General features: G+C 30.1%; 18 protein-coding genes. 4 read left to right on the top strand and 14 right to left on the bottom strand.

The features are described 5' to 3' along the window. Positions 1-68 precede the first annotated feature (68 nt). Positions 69-764, bottom strand: coding sequence for a polyprenol monophosphomannose synthase (locus tag CUEA01_RS06560; protein ID WP_234120299.1), 696 nt, complete (start codon positions 762-764; stop codon positions 69-71). Between the two features lie 204 nt (positions 765-968). Here CUEA01_RS06560 and CUEA01_RS06555 point away from each other — a divergent pair, with 204 nt between their 5' ends. The 3 genes from CUEA01_RS06555 to CUEA01_RS06545 all read left to right on the top strand — a co-directional run bounded on the left by CUEA01_RS06555 (position 969) and on the right by CUEA01_RS06545 (position 4,803). Further along, positions 969-2,390 carry an aspartate ammonia-lyase gene (locus tag CUEA01_RS06555; protein WP_407929233.1) on the top strand — a complete coding sequence of 474 codons (1,422 nt, stop codon included), beginning with the start codon at positions 969-971 and terminating at the stop codon, positions 2,388-2,390. Between the two features lie 16 nt (positions 2,391-2,406). Then, positions 2,407-3,648, top strand: a complete 1,242-nt coding sequence (gene hydF / locus CUEA01_RS06550; RefSeq protein ID WP_234120295.1) for a [FeFe] hydrogenase H-cluster maturation GTPase HydF — start codon at positions 2,407-2,409, stop codon at positions 3,646-3,648. Positions 3,649-3,957: 309 nt separating this feature from the next. Beyond that, positions 3,958-4,803: a CvfB family protein gene (locus CUEA01_RS06545; RefSeq protein ID WP_234120286.1), complete on the top strand. Its 846-nt coding sequence runs from the start codon at positions 3,958-3,960 to the stop codon at positions 4,801-4,803. 269 nt (positions 4,804-5,072) lie between these two features. Here CUEA01_RS06545 and CUEA01_RS06540 read toward each other — a convergent pair whose 3' ends face one another. Then, positions 5,073-5,732 carry a hypothetical protein gene (locus tag CUEA01_RS06540; RefSeq protein WP_234120284.1) on the bottom strand — a complete coding sequence of 220 codons (660 nt, stop codon included), beginning with the start codon at positions 5,730-5,732 and terminating at the stop codon, positions 5,073-5,075. Between the two features lie 352 nt (positions 5,733-6,084). Between CUEA01_RS06540 and CUEA01_RS06535 the strand changes: the two genes are divergently transcribed. Then, positions 6,085-6,696 (top strand): ferritin-like domain-containing protein, encoded by a 612-nt coding sequence (locus CUEA01_RS06535; RefSeq protein ID WP_234120282.1) that lies wholly within the window; start codon positions 6,085-6,087, stop codon positions 6,694-6,696. 161 nt (positions 6,697-6,857) lie between these two features. Here CUEA01_RS06535 and CUEA01_RS06530 read toward each other — a convergent pair whose 3' ends face one another. The 12 genes from CUEA01_RS06530 to CUEA01_RS06475 all read right to left on the bottom strand — a co-directional run bounded on the left by CUEA01_RS06530 (position 6,858) and on the right by CUEA01_RS06475 (position 22,300). Next, complete coding sequence (locus CUEA01_RS06530; protein WP_234120280.1) at positions 6,858-7,067, bottom strand: helix-turn-helix transcriptional regulator; 210 nt, start codon at positions 7,065-7,067, stop codon at positions 6,858-6,860. 11 nt (positions 7,068-7,078) lie between these two features. Next, a complete protein-coding gene (locus CUEA01_RS06525) occupies positions 7,079-7,399 on the bottom strand; it encodes a DUF6442 family protein (RefSeq protein ID WP_234120278.1) in 321 nt (106 codons plus the stop codon). 103 nt (positions 7,400-7,502) lie between these two features. After that, positions 7,503-7,877, bottom strand: coding sequence for a DUF6262 family protein (locus tag CUEA01_RS06520; RefSeq protein WP_234120276.1), 375 nt, complete (start codon positions 7,875-7,877; stop codon positions 7,503-7,505). A gap of 1 nt (position 7,878) precedes the next feature. Continuing rightward, positions 7,879-9,855: a tyrosine-type recombinase/integrase gene (locus CUEA01_RS06515; RefSeq protein ID WP_234120274.1), complete on the bottom strand. Its 1,977-nt coding sequence runs from the start codon at positions 9,853-9,855 to the stop codon at positions 7,879-7,881. Beyond that, positions 9,848-10,975 carry a tyrosine-type recombinase/integrase gene (locus tag CUEA01_RS06510; RefSeq protein WP_234120269.1) on the bottom strand — a complete coding sequence of 376 codons (1,128 nt, stop codon included), beginning with the start codon at positions 10,973-10,975 and terminating at the stop codon, positions 9,848-9,850. Before CUEA01_RS06510 ends, CUEA01_RS06515 begins: the two co-directional genes overlap by 8 nt. Positions 10,976-11,535: 560 nt before the next feature. After that, positions 11,536-12,579 carry a [FeFe] hydrogenase H-cluster radical SAM maturase HydE gene (gene hydE, locus CUEA01_RS06505; RefSeq protein WP_234120268.1) on the bottom strand — a complete coding sequence of 348 codons (1,044 nt, stop codon included), beginning with the start codon at positions 12,577-12,579 and terminating at the stop codon, positions 11,536-11,538. A gap of 18 nt (positions 12,580-12,597) precedes the next feature. After that, positions 12,598-13,809 carry a M16 family metallopeptidase gene (locus CUEA01_RS06500; protein ID WP_234120267.1) on the bottom strand — a complete coding sequence of 404 codons (1,212 nt, stop codon included), beginning with the start codon at positions 13,807-13,809 and terminating at the stop codon, positions 12,598-12,600. Between the two features lie 243 nt (positions 13,810-14,052). After that, entirely contained in the window at positions 14,053-15,891 is a 1,839-nt protein-coding gene (locus CUEA01_RS06495) for an APC family permease (RefSeq protein ID WP_234120266.1), read from the bottom strand. A 412-nt stretch (positions 15,892-16,303) separates the two neighbouring features. Next, positions 16,304-16,873 carry a DJ-1 family glyoxalase III gene (locus CUEA01_RS06490; RefSeq protein WP_234120265.1) on the bottom strand — a complete coding sequence of 190 codons (570 nt, stop codon included), beginning with the start codon at positions 16,871-16,873 and terminating at the stop codon, positions 16,304-16,306. Between the two features lie 101 nt (positions 16,874-16,974). Further along, entirely contained in the window at positions 16,975-19,842 is a 2,868-nt protein-coding gene (locus CUEA01_RS06485) for a DNA topoisomerase IV subunit A (protein ID WP_234120264.1), read from the bottom strand. Between the two features lie 21 nt (positions 19,843-19,863). Further along, the gene (locus CUEA01_RS06480; protein WP_234120263.1) at positions 19,864-21,807 is read right to left on the bottom strand and encodes a DNA gyrase/topoisomerase IV subunit B; all 1,944 of its coding nucleotides are present in this window, start codon (positions 21,805-21,807) and stop codon (positions 19,864-19,866) included. Between the two features lie 106 nt (positions 21,808-21,913). Continuing rightward, on the bottom strand, positions 21,914-22,300 hold the full coding sequence (locus tag CUEA01_RS06475; RefSeq protein WP_234120262.1) for a hypothetical protein: 387 nt from the start codon (positions 22,298-22,300) through the stop codon (positions 21,914-21,916). Positions 22,301-22,328: the final 28 nt, after the last annotated feature.

Raw genomic sequence — 22,328 nt, 5'->3', positions numbered from 1 at the left:
TACTTAAATAATTCTTAATGATTATTTATATTACCACAGAATGTTTAAAAATGCAACATAATGAATATTTATGCTTTAATTTTACTTCTAACAAACAAACTCATTAATTGCCCAATATACTGAATTTGAACAGTAGCAGACATTTTTGACTTTCCCGAATTTCTAGTATCGAATGTATACGGAACCTCTATTAATTTATTATAGTTACACAAAACCAGTATTTCCATAAGTATTTTCCAACCTATAGGTTTTAATTTAGCCCCACTTAGTATAGACTTTTTTATCATAAATATACCACTAGTTGGATCTGAAACTCTTCTTAGCTTCTTAAATAAAATTTTACCCATATATCTAGCTGAAGCTGATACAAATTTCCTAAATAAATTAAGTCCACCATCACTACCACCATTAACAAATCTACTTGGGATGACAATGTCAGCTCCCCTATAAATTTCCTCTAACATTTGTTTAAGTATTTCAGGTGGATGCTGCAAATCCCCATCCATAACAGCTATTATGTCTCCAGACGCAATATAAAATCCATCAATTACAGCTGAGGATAATCCTCTTTTATTTTCTCTATGCTTTAACTTAACTCTCCTATCTTTATTTGCAAGTTCCAAAATAATATTAGTTGTTTCATCTATACTATCGTCTACAAATATTATTTCATATTCAACATCATTTAAGTTTCTTTCTATCCTTTTTACAAGTTCAATAATATTGTTTTTTTCATTATATATAGGAATAACAACAGATAGCATCCCCCATGCCCCCCTTTTGTATTTTTTCCACTTTTTATATTATTACTTAAATTATACCTCACCTTAGTTTTTTTTCAATATTGTTTTACATGGATAATAAAAACATGAGATATTTCACTATAATTAATTGAAGTATCATTTAAAATTTTATATCTAGTTGTTCCCTTTCTCTAATTTTGTTACAATATCACTGTATACATAATTATGAGAGGAAGTTTTATTTTGGCTTTTGATTTTAGATCAGAAAAAGATTTACTTGGTGAAATTGAAATTCCTAAAGCTGCGTACTTTGGTATAAATGCTAAACGTGCAGCCTTAAATTTTAACATAAACAGTACTACGGTAAATTTAAATTTAATTTATGCTATTGTTACAATAAAAAAAGCTGCCGCTCTAGCACACAAAAATATTAAAGAAATGAAACCAGAAAAAGCAGACGCTATAATTAAAGCTTGTGATGAAATACTAGATCACAAATTTGATAATCAATTTATAACAAATTTTCTTCAAGGCGGTGCTGGTACATCAACAAACATGAATATAAATGAAGTGATTGCAAATAGAGCTATTGAGCTTTTAGGTGGTACAAAAGGAGATTATTCAATTGTGCATCCTATTGATGATGTTAATATGTCTCAATCAACTAATGATGTTTACCCAACTGGTCTTAGAATTGCAGCTATAAAGCTTTTAAGCCCACTAACTGATGCCCTTTCTTCCCTGCAAGAAGCTTTGCAAATAAAGGAAAGTGAATTTGCAGATAAAATTATGCTTGGAAGAACCGAACTTATGGATGCTCTTCCAATTATGGCAGGTCAGCAGTTTGGTGCTTATGCCAAGGCAATTGCAAGAGACCGCTGGCGAATTTATAAAGCCCATGAAAGACTTCGAGAAATAAATATAGGCGGCACGGCAATTGGAACTGGCTTAAATGCATCTGAAGCTTACATATTTGAAGTAACAGACATACTTCAAGATTTAACAGGGCTTGGAATTGCAAGAAGTGATTATTTAATAGATGTTACTCAAAATATGGATGTTTTTGTTGAGGTTTCTGGTCTTTTAAAGGCTGCCGCAGTAAACTTAATTAAAATATCTAATGATATTAGGCTTCTTGGAAGTGGACCTAAAGGAGGCTTTTCAGAATATATAATTCCTGAGGTTCAAGCTGGTTCTTCAATTATGCCTGGTAAAGTCAACCCTGTAATCTGTGAAATGATGGCTCAGGTTTCAATGAAGGTTATAGCAAATGATACTGCAATTACGCTTGCTGCTTCCTATGGACAGCTTCAACTAAATGCATTTTCCCCACTTATAGCTGAAGGAATTCTTGAATCACTAGAGCTTTTAACAAATTCAGTTAATATTTTTAATGATAAGTGCATTAAATTACTTAAAATTAACGAAGCTAAATGCAAGGAAAACTTATATAACTCTACTGCTGTAGTTACAGCTTTAATTCACCATATTGGCTATGATGCAGCTTCAAAGATTGCTAAAAAAGCTATTTTAGAAAATAAGACGATAAAAGAAATTTTACTTAAAGAAAATATTTTAAATGAAATTGAAATTGAAAAAATACTTAATCCCTATGAAATAACAAAGCCAGGCATGCCTGGAAAATAACTTATGAGGTGATTTTATGAGCACACTTAATTCTACTCCACAGGGTGAAAGAATACACATTGCCTTGTTTGGAAAAACAAATGTTGGTAAATCAAGTATTATAAATGCTTTAACAGGTCAAAACATAGCACTTGTATCTGAAATTAAGGGAACTACAACAGATCCAGTTTACAAAGCTATGGAACTTTTGCCTTTAGGCCCAGTCATGATAATAGATACCGCTGGACTTGATGACGAAACTACTTTAGGTGAACTTAGAAAAAAGAAAACAATTGAAGTTTTAAATAAAACCAATATAGCTTTACTTGTAGTTAACGCAGAAACAGGTTTAACTCCTTATGATAAAGAAATTTGCTCTGAAATAAAGGGAAAAAACATACCAATAATAGGCATCATCAACAAGATAGATAAAATCGATGTTCAAAAATTAAACATTGAAAAATATAAAAAGGAACTTGGAATTTCATTTATACCTGTTTCCGCAGCTACCAATACTGGAATATCAGAGCTAAAGGCTGAAATAATAAATTCAGTTCCAGAAAATGAAGATAAATTTAAAATTGTTGGAGATTTAATTTCTCCAGGAGATTTTGTAGTCCTTGTAACACCTATAGACAAGGCGGCCCCTAAGGGTAGATTAATACTTCCACAACAGCAAACCATAAGAGATGTACTTGAAAGTGATGCCATGGCAGTTGTAACAAAGGAATTTGAACTTAGAGAAACTTTAAATGATCTTGGCAAAAAACCAAAACTTGTTATAACAGATTCTCAAGTTTTTTTAAAGGTTGCAGCAGATACTCCAAAGGATATTTTGATGACTTCCTTTTCAATTTTAATGGCAAGGTATAAAGGCAATTTAACAGAGCTTGTGCGAGGTGCAAAAGCAATTGAAAACCTAAAGGATGGCGACAAAATTCTTATTGCAGAGGCTTGCACCCATCATCGTCAGTCTGATGATATTGGAAAAGTAAAAATTCCAAGATGGCTCAGGCAAAAAACAGGAAAACAGCTTGAATTTGACTTTGCAAGCGGCTTTTCATTTCCTGACAATATAACTGATTATGCACTTATAGTCCACTGCGCAGGATGTATGCTAAATAGAAAAGCTATGCTTTACAGAATTGATGAGGCAGTTAAACAAAATGTACCAATAGTTAATTATGGTGTTCTAATTGCTTACGTTCAAGGAATTTTACCAAGAGCACTAAAGCCGTTTCCTATGGCAAACCGTATATTTAATACCGCGAAGCATTAAATCAGAGTACAGAGTACAGTGAAGGTTGATTTACCTCTCCTTACGTCAGGTAAATCTTAAACTTAAATGTTGTCAGCTTCGCTGAGCACCATTAATGCCACGATTGCGTAAGCAATCAAAAAATAGGTTTTAGATTTTCTGTAGCAAAGCGGAAGAAAATCATCATTAACTGTACTCTGTACTCTGTCATCTGTACTCTGAAAAAAGGTTCGTATTTTTTATTTATTGTTGATTATCTCAAATGTGGTATAATATTCGTGTAACTTTAAGTGAAACAAAATTTTTCACTTACTCAAGGAGGATAAAAAATTGATAAAAATCGGAGAATATAACGAGCTAAAAATCGTAAGGAAATGTGATTTTGGCTTTTATTTAGATGCTGAAACTGGCAAGACTAGTGATGATGTTCTTATACCGCTAAAGGAATTTGATGAAAAAGAAGTATCTATAGGTGATGTTTTAAATGTATTTGTTTACAGAGATTCAAAAGATAGACCTATTGCCACTTTAAGAAAACCTTATGCAAAAGTTTCTGATCTTGCATATTTAAAAGTTATTTCAAATACAAAAATAGGTGCTTTTGTAGATTTTGGTTTGGAAAGAGATCTTTTTGTGCCTATGAAAGAACAGCAATATCTTCTTGAACCTGGCAAATCTTATTTATTTTATGTTTATGTCGATAAAACTGGTAGACTTGCAGCAACTACTGATATTGAAGAATATCTTGAACCTGCAGATGAAAGTTTCATAAACATGGAGGTAAGTGGAACTGCATATGGTTTTCAAACTAATGGCAGTGTAAAGGTTGCAGTGAATAACAAGTATATTGGTGTAATCTTAAAAAATGAATATTTTAATAGAATCTCTCCAGGTGAAGAACTTAATGATCTTAGAGTAAAAAAAGTATTTGAAGATGGCAAACTTTCTTTAACTCCAAGAAAGTCTCCTAAAAATGAAAGACTTGCTCTAGAAGATACAATTTATGAATATTTAAAGTCTCACAACGGTTTTATGGAGTTTAATGATAAAAGTTCACCAGAAGATATAAAAAGAGTTTTTCATGAAAGTAAAAATTATTTTAAAAATGCACTTGGTGGATTAATGAAAAAAGGCTTAATTATTCAAGATGAAACAGGAACTAGATTAAAGCAATAGTGTCCTTAGACATTAAATAAATTAATAAATCTAATGGCAAAATCCTTAAAATTCTAAGAAATTTCAATAACTCGCTGGTCGCTCAAACAAATTGAAATTTCTAAGAATTTTAAGGATTCCACCATAAGATTTATAGTAATTTATTTAAATCGTCTAAGGACACTATCACTTTAATCTTACAATTAACATTAAGGAAAAAATTCCTCCGTGCCTACGGAATTTGGGGTAATAGCAATATCCGCATCATCAGGGGCAAAGAAAATTGTGGCTTAACAATTTTCTTTTTTTACCTCAAATTCCTTTGTATCCAAATTTACAATTCGTGTTCTAATATCAGACTTTGATATGTATATTGGTTCTCCATCACTATTAATACAATAGGAGATTGGGATAGATATTCCGCAGTTTCTATATGAACCGTCTGCATGACTTGTGCCCATTATAATTGTATTATATGTTTTAGCGATGTTTTTGGCTTCATTTACCCACTGTTCAAACTGTTCATCACTAAACATTCCTACACCAATTGGATGAGCAATAAAATTAATATCTACTGCTTTATTTTTTAAATCTCGCATCCCTTTTAATATCTCCATACATAGCAAATATCCAATATTTATACCATTATAGTTGATACATAATGGTGTATTTAACTCCACATCTTCCTCTGGTAGAGTTTTGTGTCTTTCTAAAACTTTATCTCCAGTATTACTTATTATCACAGCCATATCTTTATTGTCCTTACGATATGATGTAATTATCATGACTTTACTTTCCTTTGCAATCTTACAAGCGTCCTCTAATACCTTTTCACTTGAAATATAGCCTTCTGGGTAAAGTATAATGTCTATTCCTTTATTAACTTTTATATCATTCTCAAGTTGAACTAATCCTTTTTCATGAATAGGTTGTCCTATTAAAATTCTCATATGCTCCCACCCTTTAGTTCTTATATTACCACATTTTAAATTTTTAGGTAACATCTCTTCCATAATTTAATATTATACTACTATAGTGTGCTATAAGGCATCTTAAAGAAAATAACAAGTCCAACTTTCGGCTATTTTCGCGTAATACTTCGTTACTATAACACGCTAAGACAACAAGTATTAACGAGCTATAGTTCCTTGTATTGCACAAAACTATCTCTCAATTTGGACTTATTATTTTTTTAAGATGCCTAAATTACTTTTTTCAAAATATTATGGATAAACCTTTTCAACAACTAAAGGTATACCATGTAAAATTTCAAAGGGTTTATCTCTAAAAGGAGATTATATTATGATTAACTGTTATGAAAATAAAAATGAAAAAACAGTAAACGAACACCCTTCTGATTCACTTTGTTGTGAATCTAGCATTCCTTTTCCTCCAATTGAGGTTGAACGTCCAAATACTTCCTATGCAAATTTATTATATGATGCTTATGCTTCCAGCGGAAACAGCGAACTTCAAGCTATAACACAATATATATATCATCATGAAACCATTGAAAACGAGCGTGTTTCTCAAGCACTCATGTGTATAGCTATAGTAGAAATGAAACATCTTGACGCTTTAGCAGGTCTCATAACGAAGCTTGGATGTAAGCCTGCCTTTTTTAATAGTAATAAAAGTTGGTTTTATACTGGCGAGTTAGCATATATAGACAATGTAAACTGCTGCAAAAATACTGAATGCGGTAAAAACTATGATCACCTATGTCAAAAAATCAAAGCTGATATACTTGGAGAAAAAGCCGCAATTAAAAATTACAAGGCTTTACTATGTCAAATAGGCGATATGAAAGTAAGAAAGGTCATTGAGAAAATAATTTCTGATGAAGAAGTTCATGTTTATATATTTAAAAGAATTCTTGAAGACTGCTGTGATCCGTGCTACTACACGAAGTAAGTGCATCGAAGGATATTAAATAAAATTAATGGAAATATTAGTGTGCTTGCGGAAATTTCAAGGTGGTTTATCTTTAGTGCAGAATCAATAATTTTTTAATTTGCTTATGCCTTAAATAAGTATAAAAATCAACATTTATTTAAGACATAAGCTTTAATTTCTCAATCAAAATAAAACAGCTCTTCAAATTTTTTATCCAAAGCAATACACAACAGTAAAGCAAGTTTGGCTGTGGGATTAAACTGCCCTGTTTCAATAGAACTAATTGTTTGACGTGATACACCTACTAATTTCGCCAAATCATCTTGTGAAATGTATTTTTCAGCTCTTGCAACCTTTAACCTATTCCGTAATATTAATTCATTATTCATATACTTGCCCTTCATCCTAAAACTTCACAAATATATCCTACCATTATAATTGTAGCCAATACACTAAAAACTATACCAAATATAATCTCATGTTTTTGATGTAGTTTGATACCTTTATAGAAATGTTGTGTTCCCATGCTTACTAAGCATATACTATACGCATCATACCAAGGTTGCTTTGCAATAATTTTTACAGTCATTAAAATTAAGCAAAATACCAAAATTGAAAAAACTGCTATCCCACTTCCCTTTTGTACTACCTGCAATTGCATCTCATCAAGAGTATTAGTTTTTTTACTTTGAGCTTTTCGAAGGATTTGCTCTTTATTCATTTCTATCACCTCATTATTATATCTCGTGTAGCGTATGCTACACGGATTGATTCTATTTAATTTATACATTGATTATATATAATCAATGTAGTTTATATTTTGTTTATATCTTTTCATATAATTTTCCTCTGAGAACTTCTAATTCTCCTTTAAGTTTTCTGTTTTCTTCTTGAATTTCCTTAATCTTTTTATCTTTTGCAAGTATAATAATATCTTTCGACTTATCAGTTTTATTATATTTAAGTTTTTGTTTTATAACTTTTTCAGTTTGTTTGTATCTAAGTTCTTCAATTCTTTTCTTAATTTCTTCATTTTTATATAAAAAATTTTTAGATACTCCACTTAAATTAGATACACTATTAAAATTAATTTTATGTTCGCCAAGAGATAGTTCTCTAATGGCTTTATCTACTTTTTCTAATGTCATTTTAGTTTTATTTTGAGCATATTCTTTCAATCCTTTAGTATTTCCAGCCATCTTATGCTTCCTCCCTTGACTTACCATTTTTATGAATAATTTTCTGCTCTTTAACTCTTATCAATGTATCTTCTAATAATTTTAAATACGTCTTATTCTTTTCTGCCCATAGTTCTCTACCACATCTATTACTTACTTCTATTTGAGATTTTACTTTTTCAATTTCTTCCTCATATTCAGGAATATTTTCAACTGTAGTGCAGAAACTAGCACAAGTTAAACAATGATTCATTTGTTGTTTACAAGGTAATTTAGAAGGTTTAAAACATACTCCAAAAGGTACTCTAACTGCATCTAAATTCTTTTTAACATACTCATATCTTATTAAATTTTCACCTGCGTCAGAATTTAAATCTATTTTTTCAAGCTCATTAGTTTTAGTATCAACTTTAAATAGTTCTAAATCCTCCGTATTCTTCCACTTTTCATAAAGAACATTTTCTGTTACTGTTGCATAATGAACCGTCATTTGAAGACTCTGATGCCCTAATATTTGTTGTATAATGCTAATGCCCATACCTTGTTCTACATATTCTTTAGCCCTTGTATGCCTTAATGAATGAAGTCTAAAATGATATAACTCACCATTGACATCTAATATATTTTTCTGCTTAATTAACCTTTGAATTGTAAGCAGTAAAGATTGCTTACTTAATGGGATTCCTTTTAATTTTCCTTCATAAGTATTGAATAAATATTTCTTAGGATTATTTTCATCTGTACTTAATTCCTTAGCTTTATCATTGGCTTTTTGAACCATTTCAGCAACCTTATCTCTTATAGGTATTTTAAGTTGTGCTATGCCTGTTTTAGTTATTTCACCACAAAGGTAGTAGTTATAAGTTTGCTCTTTGTTATTCCAAATCTGTTCTAAACAATTATTAAATCTTAGATTTAATATATCAGTACCACGCCATCCTGTTTCCCTAAGCAAGATATAAATAGGTATAAACTGTGGTCTATCTAAATGCATAATATTATTATCTATTTGCTTTAATATAGGTTCTGGGATAAATTTAGTTCTATTTAAAGAATCTGCAAATTTCTCTATCTTTGGCATATCATCTTTAAATACGAGGTAATTTATTTCTTTTTGTGGAGCTGTTTCAAATTGAGCCAGTTGAATATATTCTAAAAAAATTCTTATTTGAGATAAATATCGATGTTTTTCGTGTGTTGAGGCGTTTGCTTTATCTTGATATAAAAAACTTACATATTTTTCAATATCTGTTCTTGTAAGACTTTCTATAAATCCATCTTTATATCCCAATGAATAATAAAATTTAAAAAAATATCTTAAATAAACTAAAATATTAAAACAATGGTCAAACGACTTCTTCCATATTATATGTCTAAAATACCGTTTTACTGTTTCTTTATAATACTCTGGAATTTCATTAAAGTTCAATGATGAACTCTTTCTATTTTGAGTAGCTCTTATCTTTAAACCTTTAATATTTTTTGAATACCATATATCTTTTTCAGTTTCTTCTCTGTCATCATAGTAATTTTGAATAAAATCTATAACATACAATATGTTATTCATCTCAGTAGCATTAATTTTTCCCTTATCTGATATCTTAAATCCTACATTCATAAGATAATTTTTAAATTTAAACTTAAAATCATCACCATTTATAATATTAAAAGTTATACATCTTAAATAATAACTATTAAGAAAATCACTAAAATGTTTTAATGTTGAAGCTAAACATACTATATAGGAATTTTTCAGTAAATTTTCTTTAAAACTATATATAATATAAAATTTCAATTCATTCTTTAGAGCTTCATTATTTATATTAGAAAAATTAATATTTTTATAACTTCTTATAACTTTTCCAACGAAAAAGTCCTTAGTTAAATCCCATTTATCATTTTTCAACCAATATCCATTATCTTGACTAAGATACTCAATGATTTCTTCATATTTACTTTGTTGATTACTTTTAATATCTTGTATCTTCACACTATTCATCTCCTTCGTTGTAAATATCTAAGTCCAAATTAGGTTGAGTTTTATTAAACTCTTCCGTTATTTCTTTTTCTGAAGGATGAATATATGTGTTTAAAGTAGTATAAATATTTTTATGACCAGCTCTTATTCTAAGTAACTCTGGTTGCCAACCTGCCATTCTAAGAATGGTTAATGAACTATGTCTAAACATATGTGGCGTAACGTATATACCAGTTTTCTTTTTAAGTGTTCTAAATAAATTATCAACGTCAATATAGTTCATTGGTTTATATTGATTATTACCACTTATCTTTATAAAAATATGATTAGTTTCAACTTCCTCAGTATGATATTCAGCTATATATTCCATAAACATATCAGCAAGATTTTGAGATATATCTATTCTTCTTGGACTTGATACCGTCTTTATCTCAGCATTATTTTCAAGTTCTCCTCTATCTTTAAGGTCGATTATCATATCACTTATATCAAAATCTTCAATCCATAAGGATAAGGCTTCGCCTATCCTAAATCCAGTCTCATATAAGAGTAATAACAAAAATTTATCTCTAAAATTATTGCAAGTATTTATGAGCATTGTAATTTCTTCTTTGGTTAAAGTTTTAGGTTTAGATTTTGGTATTTTAAGTTTTAATATATTACTTGTAACTTTTTTCTTATCATAGGCTATTCCATATAAGAATCCTTTAAAGTTTCTACTTGGAGTAGAAACGAATTTTTTAAGCCTTTCTGAAATATTATTGCTATACTCTTCATGCCTTAAAATATAGTCGTAGAACATTAAAACCGTATCTATTATAATATTTATAGTCCTTGGACTTCTTGCTGAATCTATTTTGTTAGTAGGTATTACTTTTAAACTCTTATAAGGATTCTGCAACCAATTAACAAACAATGATAAATCATCTATGGTTATATTTTGAAAATCTAATTTCCTTTGTTCTAAATATTCAAAATATAATTTTAAATGTTGACAATACATTCTTAATGTATTTCTTGCATAATTAGTGTTATCTTTAAACCTTATAAATTTTAAAATTGGTTCAATAGGTAACCCCTCATCATCAGCTACAAAGTATCTTTCCTTATCGTCTTCTGTTCTTACTCTTACTACTTCCATTTTTCTATATTCACTCCTATGATTTACTTATTTCAATCATAGTTTTTACTATAACAACTTTAATTATTCTAACTATCTATATAGTAATTTAAGTCATATTTTTATATAAAAGTAGTACATAAAATACTGTAAATACTATTTAATTTCCTACACTATATTCAATAAGTTTACTCGACATTATGACAAGTTTTATTGTCACTTATATTTTATTCCTATTAATTGTTTCTGTCAAGTTTTCTTGTCAATAAAATAGAAAGGCAGAGAAATCTCCCTGCCTTTGAATGTAAAACTTATCCTTATAAATTACAATTTGTCGAGCAGAGTACAAAGTACAGAGTACAAAGAAGGATGATTTACCTTTCGTTTCTCTCAGGTAAATCTTAAACTTAAATGGTGTCAGCTTCGCTGGACGCCATCGATGGCGCCATTGCGCAGCAATAAAAAAATAAGTTTTCAGATTTTTCGTAGTGCTAACGGAGAAAAATCGTCCTTCATTGTACTCTGTACTCTGTACTTTGTACTCTGAATTAAATTGTAATTTATCAAGATACATTTGGAATTTATAATTTTGCTGTTTTCTTTCTAAATCCTTTAGTTAATGACACAGTTCTTCCTATTTTGCTTATTTTAAGAGAAATACATTGTCTGCAATGACCTGGTGTATCATTGACACATATCTTACCGGGATAAAGAGCATATAACTTCCTGTACTCTCCTTCAGTGACATTAGGCATTACAACATTAGCTCCTGCTTTTAATGCTATTGATCTTCCCTCTGGTACTAAGGATTCCATTGCAGTTGTAGCTGGTATATTTATATCTAGCATAAGCAATCTAATCAATGCCATTACTTTTACGCTTAAATAAAAGTCACCTTTTTTTTCATTTCCAAGCGGAGTGTCCTCATTTGGTATAAAAGGTCCAACCCCAAGCATATCAGCATCTATTTCTTTAAAAAATAATATATCATCAGCTAATGATTCTATTGTCTGATTTGGTAAACCAACAAGACATCCAGAACCAACTTCGTACCCTAGTTTTTTTAAATCAGCTAAACATCTCTTTCTATTTTCATGGCTCATTCCTGGATCTAAATCTTCATAAAGCTTTTTATCTGTAGTTTCAATTCTTATTAAGTATCTGTCTGAATTAACTTCTCTGTAAGCTTTATATTCTTCAAAGGTTTTCTCACCTATACTCAAAGTTATAGCTAAATCCAACTTTTTTATTTCACTAACTATATGTTTCATCCTAGAAACTGTGTAATAATCATCTTCTCCAGATTGAAGTACTACAGTTTGATAACCATAACCCTTAGCTTTTCTTGCAAAATCTATTATTTCTTCTTCAGTTAACCTGTATCTTTTAAGCTTTGAATTGTCCCTTCTGAGTCCGCAATACATGCAATTTCTTTTACATATATTTGAAAATTCAATAAGTCCTCTAAGTTCAACTTCATCTCCAACATACTTTTTTCTAACTCTATCTGCGGCAGAAAAAAGTTCATTCATATGTTCTTCATCTTTTAACAATTCTATTATTTCATCTCTTTTTAAATCATGTGTTTTTTCTGCTTTTTCTATTAGTTCAATTATTTTATCCATCTTTTCTCCTTTTAAAATTTACGGTTCAATTATTTGAATAGAAGGGTTAACTAACACCTTATTTACAGTTTTAATAATGAACTCTTCATCAATATCGCACAAATTATTAAAGGATACATCTTCTAAAGTTCCATACATAATTTCATATGTCGATAATTCTTTAGCAAACTGAATAGACCTTTCAAGCTCTAATGCTCTTTTAAGCTTTAAATTCTTGCCTATTAATTGTATTTTTTCAAAACTAAAATATCCAGATAGTTTTTTTACATCCGCTATTACATTAGCAATTAATTCTAAACTTTTATTAATATTTTGTTTTGAAGTACCCATACATATAGTATATAATTTTATGCCACCTTCATTTTTTATTTTACTATATACCTCATATGCGAGTCCATACTTTGTTCTTATTTCATCATATAAAAAACTACTTGTTCCTTCTCCAAAAATACTATTAAATATTCTGAGTGCTTTAATTTCTCTTTCGTTTAAATTACTAATTGGATATATATATTGTATTCTAGCACCTTCTATTTCTCTTTTACTATAAAAAGTTCCCGAATTATTTGTTTCATATTCATATTCCAAATGTGCTTTTTCATTTCTTTTAAAAGAAAGCATATATTTTCCAATGACTTCCATTATTTCATTTTCTGAAAGTGAAGAAACCACACTTATAACACAATTAGTTGGCAAATAATATTTATTATAAAATTCTTTAATGTCATCAATTTTAAAATTTTTAATCGTTTTTTCTCTTCCAATTATGCATTCTTTTATTCTTATTTTATTAAAGGCATTTTTTAAAAGTTCATCCTCGCAAAATTGCTCTTTATCATCTTTCCATTCCTTAAGTTCTTCACATATTATATTTTTTTCTTCCTCAAAGCCTTCTTTTGGGAAAGTAGGATTTATTAAAATATCACTATATAGTTCAAAACCTCTATGAAAATCTTTTGAAAGTGTAGTTCCATAATAAATTACGTATGGAAAATTCGTCATTGCATTATTAAAGCCAAAAATATTATCAAATAACTCATTTATCTCTTTTTCATTTCTAGTTTTAGTTCCTTTAAAAATGCAGTGTTCTACAGCATGGGCAATTCCATACTCACTTTCATTTTTTTCAACAGAAGCTCCTGCATTAAATGCTATACAAAAAGAAGTTATTTCTCCAATTTTATATTCATATACAACTTTTACTCCATTTATAAGTATGTTTTTTTTCATTCTTTATCACTCCGTTTCATATAAACAGAGTACAAAGTACAGATGACAGAGTACAGTTAAGGTTGATTTACCTTTCCTTACGTCAGGTAAGTCTTAAACTTAAATGTTGTCAGCTTCGCTGAACAACATTAATGCCGCAATTGCGTAAGCAATGAAAAATAAGTTTTAAGATTTTCTGTAGCTTTGCTACAGAAAATCATCCTTCACTGTACCCTGTACTCTGAACTCTGTACTCCTTATTCTCTACTCCTCAATAATATATGGTATTGTTGTTACTGCTATATTTCTTCTTTTAAGAAGGACACTCTTTACAAAAAGTGCTGTTTGGTTATGAAGAAAGTTTAGCCACCATTTTTTCACCACAAACTGAGGTATAACTACTGTTATAGTATCCCTTGGCGTTGTAACAAATTCTTCCGATTCAATAAATTTTACCAAAGGTCCTACAAGACTTCTATATGGGGATTTCTTTATAACAAGTGGTATATTTAAGTTATACTCATCCCATCTTTTCTTAAGCTTTTCTGTTGCACCATCATCAACAGACACATGAAACACTATTATATTATCTGAAATACATCTTGCATAATTTAGTGCCTTTAAAAATGACTTATTTAAAGTATCTATTGGCAATATCATATAATTTTTTTGAACAGCCATATCTATCTGTTTTGGTTTCTCATCAAGCGGCAACTTTAACTGGCCAGCAACTTTATTATAATGCTTCTTTATACTTAACATCATAAATACAAGCACTGGGACTAGTATTATAACTATCCAAGCACCTTCTTTAAACTTTGTAACGCCCTGCATTATAGCTGTTATTCCTGCTAATACTGCTCCAAGCCCATTTATAAAAGCCTTATGCCTCCATGCTCCTTTTTTACTTCTTATCCATTTCATAAACATTCCCGTTTGTGATAACGTAAATGATATAAAAACTCCTACAGCATATAATGGTACTAGTAAATGTGTATCCCCTTTAAATAGCAAAATAAGAATAATCGCTGCAATTGAAAGTAACACTATTCCATTAGAAAAACTAAGTCTTTTTCCTCTCTTAGTAAACTGTCTTGGCATATATCCATCTTTAGCTATAAGCGCAAGCAAAAGAGGACATCCAGCAAAAGATGTATTAGCAGCCATTACAAGTATTATTGCCGTCATTGCTTGAACAATATAATACATTATTCCCTTACCATAAACCATTGCTGCAACTTGTGATAAAACAGTTATATTTGAATTTGGCACACCTTTATACAAGGTTGTTAAAAAAGAAACTCCTCCAAATATTATTAGTATTACAACTCCCAGCAAAAGAAGTACTTTTTCCGCATTTTTTTGAGATGGTTCTTTAAAATTAGGTATTCCATTACTTACTGCTTCTATACCCGTTAAAGCTGTACATCCTGAAGTAAATGCTTTTATAAATATAAATAGGGTTATATCTCCTGTTACATTTGGAATTGATAATACTGGAGTTGGCCTATATCCAAAAACATAATATCTTACTATACCAGTAATTATAGTTATAAACATTACAGCCATAAATATATAAGCAGGTATACCAAACATATGTGAAGACTCTCTAAGTCCTCTTAAGTTTCCTATTGTCATAAAAATTATAAGTCCAATTGTTATTATAACTTTGTAATTTAAAAGCTCTGGCACAGCTGAAGCTATTGCTGCTGTACCTGCAGAAGTACTAACAGCGACGGTTAATACATAATCAATTGAAAGGGAAGCTGCTGCAATAAGTCCTGGTGCTACACCAAGATTATCCTTTGCAACTATATATGATCCTCCTCCATCTGGATAATTTTGAATGGTTTGTCTGTATGAAAAAACTAGTATACATAAAAGTAATACTATCAATCCTACAGCAAAAAGCATATATTTATATGATAATATTCCAAGTAAAGGTATGAGAACATAAAGTATTTCTTCTCCAGCATAAGCAACAGAAGATATCGCATCGCTTGCTAAAATGGGAAGTCCCCAAAAAACATTAAATTTCTCTGATTTTAATTCTTCGGTTTTAAGTGCCTGTCCTATTAATAAGTTTCTAATTTTCCCAAACATACTGCCACCTCTTATATTTAAATACACTACTTCAAAAATAGAAATTGCAAATACCATGTTTATTCTGACAAATTGGTATTTGTATGGCAGAGTACAGATGACGGAGTACAGAGTACAGTGAATGATGATTTACCTTTCACTTCTTTCAGGTAAACCTTAAACTTAAGTGTATCAGCTTCGCTAAACACCATGTATAATGGGATTGCGTAAGCAATAAAAAAATAAGTTTTAAGATTTTTCTACGCTCGCGGAGAAAAATCATCCTTCATTGTACTCTGTACTCTGTACTCTGTACTCTGTACTCTGTACTCCGTACTCTGAGTTAAATTCTAATTTAACAAAATACATTTTGCATTTGTAATTTCTATGTTCCAAACTATATATCTTTAGTATGTTTGACTATTTTAAAAACTTAGCCTTTTATTTTATTTTCAACAAAGTTTAGCATCATGCCTTCTTTAAGTTTATTTGATACAGCTTCACCCTTTATCTTTTCAACCAATTTAAGTCCAAAATAGATTGCAGTGGCTGGTCCTCTACTTGTTATAAGTTTATCGTCATCAGCAACTATTTCCTCTACATAATTACACTTTCCAAGTTCATCCTCATATCCAGGGTATGACGTTATATTCTTACCATATGTTATTTCTGCCCTTCCTAGAACAATTGGACCTGCGCAAATTGCGGCCACAATTTTATCTTCTGCTTGAAACTTTTTTACTATTGCTACAACTTTATCGCTATTTTTTAAATTTTCTGCTCCAGGCATTCCTCCTGGTATAACTACTCCGTCATACTCATTTTCATTTATTTCTTCAATTAATTTATCAGCTTCAACACTTATTTTGTGCGATCCAGTAACATTTTTTCCTTGAAGTGAACAAGTATCACAAACTATATCTGCTCTCCTTAAAACATCTACTACTGTAAGTGCTTCAATTTCTTCGAACCCTTCTGCAAGAAATAATAAAATTTTACTCATAACTATCCCTCTTCTTTCATTAAATGCTATGTTTTAAATAAGTGTTTATTTTCACTCTTATTTAAAACATAGCCTTCATTAAAGTAACTTTCTTAAAAAACTTATTCTATTTTAAGTTCATCAATAGAATCCTGCATGGCTATGGCAATAAGACTTTTACCTTTACCACCTCTATTTTGCATTTTTATATCTTCAATGCTAAATTCATTTTTATCATTCATTTTTGATGAAATTATAATTTTTTTCATATTTTCTCTAACAATAAAGCCATATTTCACAAAATCATCTTCACTTAAGCTAATTCCAGTTACACCTCCCGCAACTCTTCCCATTGCATTTACAGCATTTCCACTAAATCTAATGCATACGGCTTTTTCAGTAATTAAAATTATATCACTTTCTCCATAATTTTCAAATTCCACATTTACAAGTATATCATCTTCATTTCTGAATTTATAACATACAGTGCTTAAATATTCACCATTAAACTCACTTAAGGATGTTTTCTTTACAAAACCATTCTTACTAAAGAAATAAATAAATTTATTCTCATCAAATTCACTTACAGAAATAACCTTTAATATTTTGTCTTCTTCTTTAAAATCATCTATGATGCTTGAAATATTGATACCATCCTTTGGCAAGTTACAAAGCATATAAGAAGGAATTTGTATTACTGTGCCACTGCCTGTAAATACAAGTAGCTTTTCATTAGATGATGTAGTTACTGCTGCTTTATCACGTTTTGATGAATTTGTTTTAATTAAGCCTAACTTGTTTATCTTGACTTCAAAAGTACTATCTAAGCTTTCATCTATAAATTCATATTCTGTTACTTTATTTTTATTACTTAAATTAAATAGTAACATTGACTGAACATTTCTATCCATACTGTCAAGCTTAGGCTCTTTTAATGCAAAATCCATACCTGCATTAGTTTTTATTCTTAAGTATTTTTCTTCTCTTTTTCTATCTATAAGAATTGCTTTTAATATATTTTCATTTTTTCTAAGTTTCAAAGCTATAATTTTTGAATATGAAGAAATAAATTTATCCATACTTGTTTTTTTAATTCCGCCAAGATCAGTTAAGAATATTACATCCATGCACACGTTCATATCTCTTACAGAATAAACATTGACTATTTTTTCTTCATCTAAATTAATACTCTTTATTATAGTATCAATTTTCTCCCCTTTTTCCTTCCACCTACATTCAGGTATAGCATCTCCTTTTATCTTATACATATTCCCTTTATCAGTAAAAAATAATACATTATCTACTGTGTTAGATTCAAGTAAAAATTTGTTGAAATCCCCTTCTCTATACTCGATACCTTCAACTGCAGTATTGGATCTAGAATATGTTTTTTGAGGTATTCGTTTTATGTACCCTTCATTAGACATTGTTACTACTGTATCTTCTACTACTGCAAATTCTTCAACATCTATTTTGGCTTCTTCATCATTTTCAATTATCTCGGTACGTCTTTTTTCACCATACTTTTCCTTTATATGAAGAAGTTCTGATTTTATTACCTTAAACAATTCTTTTTCACTATTAAGGATACTATTAAGCCTTTTTATAGTTTTTTCAAGTTCTCTATGCTCTTTCTCAAAAGTCTTAATCTCAAGCCCTGTAAGCCTATAAAGCATGAGTTCTACAATTGCAGCTGCCTGCAGTTCTGTAAAACCATATTCTTTAGCAAGGTTTTCTTCTGAGTCCTTTTTTGATTTCGATGCTCTTATGGTTTTTATAATATCATCCATAATATCTATAGCTTTTATAAACCCCTCTACTATGTGGAATCTTTTCTCCGCTATTTCAAGTTCTCTCTTGGTCCTTCTTGTAACTATATCTTTTCTATGCTCTACATAGTGTCCTATAATAGTCTTTAACCCCATAGTTTCTGGTTTTCCGTCTGCTATTGCAACCATATTAAAGTTTATATTACATTGAAGTTCTGTCTTTTTAAACAAATACTTTAAGACTTTATCTGCTGTTTTTTCATCTGCTGCCTTTTTTAATTCAATTACTCCTCTTATACCAGTTCTATCAGATTCATCACGTATATCGGTAATACTTTCTAAAACCTTCGAATGCTTTTTATCCGCTGTCATTTCTGAAATTGTTTGAAGTAATTTTGCCTTATTTCTTTTGTATGGAAATTCACTTATTATAATAGCTAATCTCCCATTTTCAAGCCTTTCTATTTTAGTTTTCGCCCTTAAGGTTACCTTTCCTTCACCAGTAGCATAAGCTGCCTCCAATGAATTTCTTCCAATGAGTATCCCTCCTGTTGGAAGATCTGGGCCTTTTATATATTTCATTAAATCTCTTGTTGTCAAATTTCTGTTATCAAGACAAGCAAGTACTGCATCTATAGTTTCATTTAAATTATGAGGGGGTATATTAGTTGAAAGTCCAACTGCAATTCCAAAGGCTCCATTTACAAGTAAATTCGGATATGCTGCTGGTAAAACTGATGGTTCCTTTTCTGAGCCAGAGTAGTTGTCTACCATATCAACTACTCCTTTATCCAAGTCTTCTAACATTTCAAGTGCAATTGGAGTAAGTCTTGCTTCAGTGTAACGCATAGCAGCTGCACTATCACCATCTATACTTCCCCAGTTTCCATGTCCATCAATAAGTGGATGTCTTGTTGTAAAATTTTGTGCCAGAATTACCATAGATTCATAAACAGAAGAGTCTCCATGTGGATGATACTTTCCTAGAATATCTCCAACTATTCTTGCCGATTTAAAGTACGGTTTATCTGGAAATGCTTTTAGCATATATGTACCATACAATATTCTTCTATGCACTGGCTTAAGACCATCTCTTACGTCTGGAAGGGCTCTTTCTTTTGCAACCTCCACAGCATATGGAAGATAATTTTCTGGCATAGCTTCTTCTATTGGAATTCTCACTATATTATTGTCTTGTGGTATATTTATTTTCTTTGACATGTCTTACTTCCTTCCAATCAATTAAAATTCAGCGTATTTATACATATAATTTTTTCTAGGTTCAACTACGTCTCCCATAAGCAAAGATACCATTTTTTCTGCTTTTGCCGCATCCTCAATAGTTACCTGTTGAAGGGTTCTTGTTTCTGGATTTAAAGTAGTTTCCCATAGTTGATCTGGATTCATTTCTCCAAGTCCTTTATATCTTTGTATTAAATTTCCTTTTCCTATTTCTTTTCTTGCAGCATCAAGCTGTTCATCACTATAGGCATATTTCACAATTTCTTTTCCCTTTACGGATTTGTATACCTTGTAAAGTGGTGGAAGCGCTATAAAAAGATGTCCATTTGATATAAGCTGTCTCATGTATCTATATACGTATGTCATCCATAAAGTTCTAATGTGATATCCATCTACATCGGCATCACTCATTATTATTATTTTATTATATCTTAAATCTTCTTCTTTATAATTTTCAAGAACACCAGTTCCAACAGCAGCGTTAAAAATCTTAAGTTCTTCACTTCCTAGAACATTTTCAAGCTTTTGCTTTTCAGTATTCATTATTTTTCCCTTTGAAGGCATTATACTTTGAAATCTTCTATCTCTAGCTTGCTTTGCACTTCCTCCCGCAGAATCTCCCTCAACTATTATAAATTCACAGTACTCTGACTCTTTAATAGTGCAAACTGCTACTTTTCCTGCTAATGGTGAAGTTCCTCTTCCTATCTTCTTCTTTTCGGCATCATTTATTTTTTTTATTCTATCTCTTCTTGCCGCTGCATCTACTGCATTTTTCATTAGCATTGTTGATAAATCTTTATTATCTTCAATCCATTCGCAAAATTTTGTATAGGTTAAATCGTTCATCATAGTATAAGCTTCATTATTTCCAAGTTTAGTTTTTGTTTGTCCTTCAAATATTGGATTAGTCAGCTTTATTTTTATTATTGCCGTCATTCCTTCTCTTATATCGTCGCCTTCAAATTCTTTATCCTTTTCCTTTAATATGCCGAGTTTTTTTGCCCATTCTTTGAAAGCTCTAGTCATACCTGTTTTAAATCCGGATTCATGAGTTCCTGCTTCTGTTGTTGGTATATTATTTACGTAACTTGCAATGTATTCAGTAGTCGAATCTGTAAATTGAATACAAACCTCTGCATAAAGCTTTAACCCGCTTATTTCTCTTTCTCCTTCAAATAAAATTGGTTCACTATGAATAGGAGTTTTACTTTCATTTAAATATTCTATGAAGTCTAAAAGTCCTCTTTCGGAATGATATTCTTTTTTTATTTCTTCATCTTTTCTTCTATCGATTAAAATTAACCTTATTCCCTTATTTTGAAATGAAAGTTCTTTTAATCTTTCATCTATTATTTCAAATTTAAATTCTGTTGTACTAAATATATCTTTATCAGGTTTAAACGTAACTGCTGTACCTGTTTCATCTGTTTTTCCCAGTTTCTCAAGCTTAGTTACTGGTGTTCCAGGCATATTTCTCTTTAATGCTTTATCATATGCATATTCAAACCTCTGCTTGTATACATATCCATCTTGTTTAACTTCAACCTCTACCCATTCAGAAAGTGCATTTACAACTGCTGCACCAACACCATGAAGGCCTCCTGAGGTTTTATAATTTTTATTGTCAAATTTTCCTCCTGTATGTAATTCTGTATAAACCATTTCCACTCCAGATTTCTTTTTCACTGGATGTATTCCCGTAGGTATACCTCTTCCATTATCAGTTATGGTTACACTTTTGTCCTTATTTAATATTACAAAAGCTGTGTCCCCATAGCCATTTGTAAGCTCATCTATAGCATTATCTAATATCTCCCATATACAATGATGTAGTCCCTTACTTCCTGTTGAACCTATGTACATTCCTGGTCTTATTCTAACTGGTTCTAATTTTTCTAAAGATGTAAGTGATGTAACATCATAAGTATTATTATTCTCCATCTTGTCTTTCCTCCATTACCTACTGAATAACAAAAATAAAGTAATGAAACTAATTCCATTACTCTTGTTATTTTATATGTTTATTTTAAAATCGTAAAGTATTTTTTTATTTATTGTCTGAAATCATGAATACACAGCCAAGTCTAATGAGTGCTCTTATACTTTCATCATCTATTTTACTTTTAAGGTTAAGTTTTTTTATTTCACCCTTTGAAATCTCAAGTGCCTTGTTTTCTTTCAAATAATTTTTTTCTAATTTGTAGTTATTTTCAACAAAGTTTATACTTGATTTTATTATTTTAAGTATTTTTTTTATAATTTTCTCATTATATTCCTCTTTTTTTATCGTATGAAATACATTAAAATTTAGACCATAGTAATCTTCCTGTAGTTCTACATCTTTTTCTTTAAATAAATATATTATATATGAAATTCCTATAATTAAAACTACCAAGGCTGAATATATGAGTACGAGCACAACCGCATGATTCATATAATCCCCTCCAAAAATATTTCATGTG

This window comes from Clostridium hydrogenum (assembly GCF_021432385.1).
Taxonomy (GTDB): Bacteria; Bacillota; Clostridia; order Clostridiales; family Clostridiaceae; genus Clostridium_S; species Clostridium_S hydrogenum.
The sequence above is the reverse complement of the archived record's forward strand: the minus strand, read 5'-3'. Positions and strand labels throughout refer to the sequence as shown.

Excerpts from the sequence above, each read along its gene's own strand:
- CUEA01_RS06560 (WP_234120299.1), bottom strand. The coding sequence starts at position 764 with ATGCTATCTGTTGTTATTCCTATATATAATGAAAAAAACAATATTATT.
- CUEA01_RS06555 (WP_407929233.1), top strand. The coding sequence starts at position 969 with ATGAGAGGAAGTTTTATTTTGGCTTTTGATTTTAGATCAGAAAAAGAT.
- hydF (WP_234120295.1), top strand. The coding sequence starts at position 2,407 with ATGAGCACACTTAATTCTACTCCACAGGGTGAAAGAATACACATTGCC.
- CUEA01_RS06540 (WP_234120284.1), bottom strand. The coding sequence starts at position 5,732 with ATGAGAATTTTAATAGGACAACCTATTCATGAAAAAGGATTAGTTCAA.
- CUEA01_RS06535 (WP_234120282.1), top strand. The coding sequence starts at position 6,085 with ATGATTAACTGTTATGAAAATAAAAATGAAAAAACAGTAAACGAACAC.
- CUEA01_RS06530 (WP_234120280.1), bottom strand. The coding sequence starts at position 7,067 with ATGAATAATGAATTAATATTACGGAATAGGTTAAAGGTTGCAAGAGCT.
- CUEA01_RS06525 (WP_234120278.1), bottom strand. The coding sequence starts at position 7,399 with ATGAATAAAGAGCAAATCCTTCGAAAAGCTCAAAGTAAAAAAACTAAT.
- CUEA01_RS06520 (WP_234120276.1), bottom strand. The coding sequence starts at position 7,877 with ATGGCTGGAAATACTAAAGGATTGAAAGAATATGCTCAAAATAAAACT.
- CUEA01_RS06515 (WP_234120274.1), bottom strand. The coding sequence starts at position 9,855 with ATGAATAGTGTGAAGATACAAGATATTAAAAGTAATCAACAAAGTAAA.
- CUEA01_RS06510 (WP_234120269.1), bottom strand. The coding sequence starts at position 10,975 with ATGGAAGTAGTAAGAGTAAGAACAGAAGACGATAAGGAAAGATACTTT.
- hydE (WP_234120268.1), bottom strand. The coding sequence starts at position 12,579 with ATGGATAAAATAATTGAACTAATAGAAAAAGCAGAAAAAACACATGAT.
- CUEA01_RS06500 (WP_234120267.1), bottom strand. The coding sequence starts at position 13,809 with ATGAAAAAAAACATACTTATAAATGGAGTAAAAGTTGTATATGAATAT.
- CUEA01_RS06495 (WP_234120266.1), bottom strand. The coding sequence starts at position 15,891 with ATGTTTGGGAAAATTAGAAACTTATTAATAGGACAGGCACTTAAAACC.
- CUEA01_RS06490 (WP_234120265.1), bottom strand. The coding sequence starts at position 16,873 with ATGAGTAAAATTTTATTATTTCTTGCAGAAGGGTTCGAAGAAATTGAA.
- CUEA01_RS06485 (WP_234120264.1), bottom strand. The coding sequence starts at position 19,842 with ATGTCAAAGAAAATAAATATACCACAAGACAATAATATAGTGAGAATT.
- CUEA01_RS06480 (WP_234120263.1), bottom strand. The coding sequence starts at position 21,807 with ATGGAGAATAATAATACTTATGATGTTACATCACTTACATCTTTAGAA.
- CUEA01_RS06475 (WP_234120262.1), bottom strand. The coding sequence starts at position 22,300 with ATGAATCATGCGGTTGTGCTCGTACTCATATATTCAGCCTTGGTAGTT.